At 42.5% G+C, this 5,958-nt stretch carries 6 protein-coding genes; 1 reads left to right on the forward strand and 5 read right to left on the reverse strand.

Going from position 1 to position 5,958, the window contains the following annotated elements:
• The coding region (locus NZ896_06375) for a class I tRNA ligase family protein (GenBank protein ID MCS7117074.1) at positions 1-2,979 on the forward strand (2,979 nt) is incomplete at its 5' end.
• Positions 2,980-3,019: 40 nt separating this feature from the next.
• Here the strand turns inward: NZ896_06375 and NZ896_06380 are convergent.
• From NZ896_06380 to NZ896_06400, 5 genes are all read right to left on the reverse strand, one after another.
• A complete protein-coding gene (locus tag NZ896_06380; GenBank protein ID MCS7117075.1) occupies positions 3,020-3,586 on the reverse strand; it encodes an adenylate kinase family protein in 567 nt (188 codons plus the stop codon).
• Between the two features lie 36 nt (positions 3,587-3,622).
• Positions 3,623-3,976, reverse strand: a complete 354-nt coding sequence (locus NZ896_06385) for an MTH1187 family thiamine-binding protein (protein ID MCS7117076.1) — start codon at positions 3,974-3,976, stop codon at positions 3,623-3,625.
• 36 nt (positions 3,977-4,012) lie between these two features.
• On the reverse strand, positions 4,013-4,930 hold the full coding sequence (locus NZ896_06390; GenBank protein MCS7117077.1) for a hypothetical protein: 918 nt from the start codon (positions 4,928-4,930) through the stop codon (positions 4,013-4,015).
• A gap of 69 nt (positions 4,931-4,999) precedes the next feature.
• A complete protein-coding gene (locus NZ896_06395) occupies positions 5,000-5,578 on the reverse strand; it encodes a rhomboid family intramembrane serine protease (protein MCS7117078.1) in 579 nt (192 codons plus the stop codon).
• Positions 5,579-5,714: 136 nt separating this feature from the next.
• A partial coding sequence (locus tag NZ896_06400) for a hypothetical protein (GenBank protein MCS7117079.1) occupies positions 5,715-5,958 on the reverse strand: 244 nt, incomplete at its 5' end.

A 5,958-nucleotide genomic window follows, 5' to 3' on the forward strand; every position in this document is an offset into this window, starting at 1 on the left:
GATCTTTGGTATCGATTCTCTACACAAAGGGGGTTGAATATAGTCTTCCGTGCAGGATGGGATACTCAAGGCTTACCCGTTGAGTTACAGGCGGAGCATGAATTAGGGCTTACCGGGAGTAAAGCGGAGAATCTTAAAGTAATAGGTGCTGAGAAGTTGGTCGAAGCGTGTAAGAATTTAGTTATAAAGTATAACAAAAAGTGGGTTGAATGTGATAGACTTCTCGGCATGTCCTTCGATTATGAGAAAGCATATTGGACGTATAAAGATGAATATATTGAAAGGGAGTGGAAGTACTTAAAGAGGGCGTGGGAGATGGGTCTACTGGGTGAGGGGTATCGTGTTGTAGCCTACTGCCCGAGTTGCCAAACATCCCTCAGCCATGCGGAAGTGGCCCAAGGTTACGAAGTTGTGGAAGACCCCTCACTATACTTCAAGATGAAGTTGAGGGATGAAGATGCGTACTTGATTTTATGGACTACGATGCCATTTACCATAGTTACAGATGAGCTCGTAGGTGTAAAGCCCGATGCCGAATATGCTTACGTCCTGGTTAATGATGAACAGTGGATCATCGCCCGTGAACGTGTCGAATTTATTATGAAAGAGCTCGGCATAGATAATTACAAAGTGGTGAAGACCGTGATCGGCAGAGATCTAGAAGGCAAAAAGTACCTACATCCACTCCTCTCTTACATACCCAGTTTAGCGGAGTTGAGTAAGCAGAATGGTGTGCATATAGTCGTTGCGGAAGAGTTTGTAGATGTAACTACTGGCTCTGGCCTTGTGCACCTCTCTCCTGCAAATGGTGAAGAAGACTTTCAGGTTGCTTCGATAAGAAAGATCCCGATCTTCTGCCCGATCGATGACCAGGTCCGTTTCACAAAGGATGCGGGTATATTTGAAGGGATGTTTGTAAGAGATGCTGATGAGAAGGTTGTCGAGTTGTTGAGAAAAGAGGGGATGTTATTAAAGATCGATAGAATCGAGCATGAGTATCCGACATGTTGGCGCTCTCACCATAAACTGGTCTGGTTGGCGAGAAGGGAGTATTTTTACTGGGTCGATAGATTGGGCGATTTGACCCTAAAGGCTGCCGAAAAAGTCGAATATTATTATGAACCCCCAAAGAGGCGTTTTATTGAAATCATACGTGAGAGGGTTCCCTGGTGCATTTCACGTGAAAGGATTTGGGGCACCCCATTGCCGATATGGGTCTGTACCGATTGTGGAGAAAAGATACCCGCCTTTAGTAGAAAGGAGATCATTGAGAAAGCTATCGAACTGCCCGATGGACCGAACTTTGAGCTTCATCGACCATGGATCGATAGGGTAATATTGAAGTGTCCGAAATGTGGGGGCAAGGCAAGGAGAGAACCGTTCGTCCTCGACACATGGCACAATAGCGGGGCGGCACCCTATTCATCATTCACCGATGAAGAGTATAAAACGCTCGTACCAGTAGAGTTTCTTACAGAGGGCATAGATCAGACGAGGGGTTGGGCTTACACGTTACTGATCAACAACGTGATCATGACTGGTAAGGCTGAAGCACCCTTCAAAGCATTCCTCTTCCAAGGGCATGTGTTAGATGAGAAAGGTGATAAGATGAGTAAAAGTCTGGGCAATATAATCGATGGATATAAAATACTGAGTACACAATCTGTAGATACTTTACGCTTCTATCTAATTTGGAAGGCGAGCCCGATCGATAGTCTAAGCTTTAGTGTAAAAGAGATGAATGCGAGGCCTTATCAAGTGTTAAATACACTATACCATATGCACCTTTACTTTCAACAGAATAGTAGTTACGATGGCTATGATCACACAAAGTATGATCTTCGATGGGCCCTTGAGAGGGGGTTATTAAAAGACCAAGAGAGATGGCTTCTATCAAAGCTTCAATCCTTGATACTCAATGTTACCGAAGGTTATAGTCGTTGTAGATTTCATGAGGCGGCTAGAGCATTGGAAGAATTTATCATAGAGGTATTGAGTCAGACTTATGTACCGTTAACTCGAAGTGAGATATGGGATGACGATCCAAAGACGCTCGACCGTAGATTGGCCATTTATGCTACACTCGCCCATACATTAAAAACCCTTGATGTACTTATACACCCCATCGCACCCTACACCTCTGAGTATCTTTACAATCGTTGTTTTGAGAAGAAGATTTTGATACTTGCCAGATGGCCCGAAGTCGAATCAGAGTTTATCGATAAAGAGTTAGAATCGGAGTTTGAAATGTTAAAAGAAATGATTTCATTGGCGAATGCGGCGAGGATGGAGGTGAAGATAAAGAGGAGGTGGCCCCTTAGAAGGGCTGTATACCTCCTTGATAAGAATCGAGTCAAAATTATGGAGAGATTTTCAAATATTTTAAGGGAGCAGATCAACGTCAAAGAAGTGAAGTTCACGAGCGATATCGAAGATTTACCGATCAAGATTCAAATTAAGTTAAACTATGGGACTTTAGGGCCTAAATTGAAGTCTGAAATGCCGAAGTTTCTAGAGGGATTATCAAAGATCGATGGATTGCAGATTTATAAAGCTTTGAAGGATCTTGGTGAATATTCATTAAGGATCGATGATCGATCGTATACTTTGAGTAAAGAAGATGTAAAGGTAGAGTACTTGGCCGATGAAGGATACGTGGTCAAAGAGAAGGATGGTATAATCGTAGCTCTTCAGATCGTGAGAGATCGAGATCTGGTCGCTGAAGGTTTGGTGAGAGATCTTGCGCGGAGGCTCCAGGCTTTAAGGAAAGAAAGGGGTTATCGACCTACCGATATCCTCGATACCGCATACATAGCTGGTGCCGATGAGGAATTAGAGAGTTTGGTAAAGCCGAGATCGAACGAACTTACATACTTGGTGAGGGTGAAGAGGGTGAGTTTCGTCAAAGAAGCATCACCGAACATTCCTTGGTCAGATATTGAATTTGATGAAAGAAAGCTGAAGATATCTATAGTATAGCATGAAAAGAAAAGGCAATTAATTTAATTTTGATGAAAACTCATGGAAAGAATTTGTGAAGATCGCCAGCCTCAACTACTTTAGTAAGCCAATCTATACCTATAGGCTCCTTCTTTACTTCCCCATTATATAGAGAGATTATCTTCTCTGCAACTTCTTCAGGTGTTTTACCCGTCGTATCAATTTCATAGACCTTTCTCTTCCCAAATACCTTCAATGCTTCAACAAGGCACACATCCAAGATCTCAGCCCCGACATTCTCCTTCGCCTTCTTCTCACTATACCCTCTACTTACATAACGATTCATCAATTCCCAAGGTGAGCATCTTAAAACTACGATAAAATCTATTTCATCTTTCTTGAAGACCGATGGTAAAAGATGGCCTACGATTACGACATCTTTCTTATCGATAGCTTTTAGAGCCAATCTTCTCAACTTTTTCGGATCTACTATAAATTCACGTTCATCTCTCCCTATAACCGCATTCCCTCTTATGGCCAGATCGTTTAGGTCTAAGAAATCGTAATTAAGCCGCTCCGCTATAATTCTTCCCACACTCTTCTTACCAGTACCGGGTGAACCAGTTATCCCGATGCGGCGATTCATCGTATAATATATTTACTAAGACAGAGTTGACCTTTACTAAAGCTTTGATTCCGAAGGTCGCCCTTCCTTTAATCGCTTCACCACCACTTCTACCTTATCTTCCATAGCTCTCGGCTTATCCCTACGATCATCGATTTTAAGGATCGATACTACCCTCTTTACTCCAGAGTTAAACAGAGCATTATGAGAAGCCTTCACCGCTTCAAATATCGATTCAAGATCCTCAGATTCGATGATCGTGCCCATCGGTGTTACTTGATACCTAATGCCCTTCACCGTGCTGATGGCCTTCAAAGATTCGGTGACGTAATTACTGAGACTCGTGCTTCCAGTACCTATCGGAGTCGCACTAAATTCAGCTATGACCACGATCTTCTTTTCTGGATTCATACATCTAAATCTAAATCGGTCTTAAATAAAAGAGTTTTAGCCACCTTTGGTAGGCAGTGAATAAAGGTTACGCTTCTTACCTTTAAATGGGCACGTGGGCCACCCACACGTCAAACATTCACTCAAGATGATCTCGGGAAGCTTCGATCCCTTGATAGATTCGATCATTTCAACAGCCTTCACAACCTGCTCCCTCTCACCTTCAATAACGAATGTTATAGAACCTTCAGCCCCAAGGATTCCACCTGCAGCGATAGGTGTTGCTATTGCACCCGTTAAAATCTCTATAGCATCTATCTCTGTAACGACTATCCCCTGTACGGGCAATAATCCCACGGGCATACCCATCGAATAATCCATCCTCTGAATCCCCGCCTTCTTTACAGCCTCCCTTATAGGAACGGGTATGAGCTTCTCTAAACCCGTCGGTAGTATCAAATTAACACCTTTGGCTGCACAGACGGCAAATGCCCTACTGATAGTCCCTCCAACGGGACTACCGATCAGTACTCCTACATTTCGTTCAATATCGATAGCATTTCCCGCTTTTATATACACATCATTCGGACCCATTTCTTTTAATATATCACCGAGTTTAACATCCTCTTGTAACTCTCCATTCTTTAACACTACAGGACGGAATTCCTCTGGTAAAAAAGCGACGTTATGCTTCTTTGCCATATCTGCCGTGTGTTTAGCGATGCATGCTCCACTAGGTATTATTACTCCCGATACGATCGATTTCGGTACCTTCCCTATCAAATCTCTAATTAAGAAGTAAGTGGTCGTGCTGGGATGAATAACGACGATACCATCCTTTAAAGCGCTCTTCACCAGATCTAAAGCGAGTACCCCTTTCGATATAAGATTCTTGGACTCGGTTGGAGTAAGAGAGACTTGGGCCTTTACCAATTTACTTTCTATATAAAATCGGTTCCATAAATCCCTTTTCATCTATTCTTATAATTTTATGCGATCACACCTGCAAAACTAATTTATCTAATAACATCGGACTGAATCGGATCAATAATAGTATAGACTAGATAGACTAGAGAAGAGCCTCCTCAACCTTATGAGCAGTCCCGAAATAATCCCTATAAATAAACCCATTAAGTGAGCACCGTGCGCAACATCCGTAGGCAAGAATAGGCCGAAAAAATCGAGGAGTGCCCATAAGAAGGCTGCGACGATTATTGGTACAGGTATTATCCCATAGATGAAGATTATAAGGTATGGTGCAAGGATCGCAAGAGCACCCATGATACCATAAATGGCACCTGAAGCCCCTACTGCGGGTATCCGTGGGTCTGTAGCCGTTATCATGTAACCAACGTTCCCTAAGATGCCTGAAATGAGGAATATCGTAATGAAAGTCCTGCTACTCACCATCCTCTCCAGATAACTCCCAAAGATGAGTAATGCGAACATGTTAAAGATCAGATGTGAAAAGCCCGCATGTAGAAATATAGATGTGAGAAACATCCAAGGCATATGTAGAGCGAGGATAGGGTAGAATGCGAAGTATACCCACAGATCTGTAACATTCTGGATGATAAACACTACTATGATGATCCCAAGGAGTGTAAAGGTTAATTTAGGCATCTTTGCGTCAAGACCTTACTCGTTACTTACGGATAACTATATCCCTTTTATATCTTTTATTATCTATATGTTATCCGTTTATCTATTAGAGTTAATCTGAACGAATCGAAAGAAGATTATATTAGCTTTGTTTTTCTTAGAGAATTTCGAACCTGGCACCGAGATTGTCTACCTTCGTGATGAACGATTCTGCCTTACCTCTAACCTTCTCCTCAACCTTTTTTAGAATCGTAAACGCTTTATCCTCGCTTTCAACGAACCCATATACGCTTGGGCCCCATGAACTCTGACCAATACCCAATACACCAGCCCTCTTCAATATCGGTATAATCCATTGTGATGCTGGATTGAAGATCGTCCCTTGGACGGGCTTGTAGATA

This window comes from Nitrososphaerales archaeon, assembly GCA_025058425.1.
Taxonomy (GTDB): domain Archaea; phylum Thermoproteota; class Nitrososphaeria; order Nitrososphaerales; family JANXEG01; genus JANXEG01.

Coding starts and splice junctions, on each gene's coding strand:
- NZ896_06380 (MCS7117075.1), bottom strand. CDS start 3,586: ATGAATCGCCGCATCGGGATAACTGGTTCACCCGGTACTGGTAAGAAG.
- NZ896_06385 (MCS7117076.1), bottom strand. CDS start 3,976: ATGAATCCAGAAAAGAAGATCGTGGTCATAGCTGAATTTAGTGCGACT.
- NZ896_06390 (MCS7117077.1), bottom strand. CDS start 4,930: ATGAAAAGGGATTTATGGAACCGATTTTATATAGAAAGTAAATTGGTA.
- NZ896_06395 (MCS7117078.1), bottom strand. CDS start 5,578: ATGCCTAAATTAACCTTTACACTCCTTGGGATCATCATAGTAGTGTTT.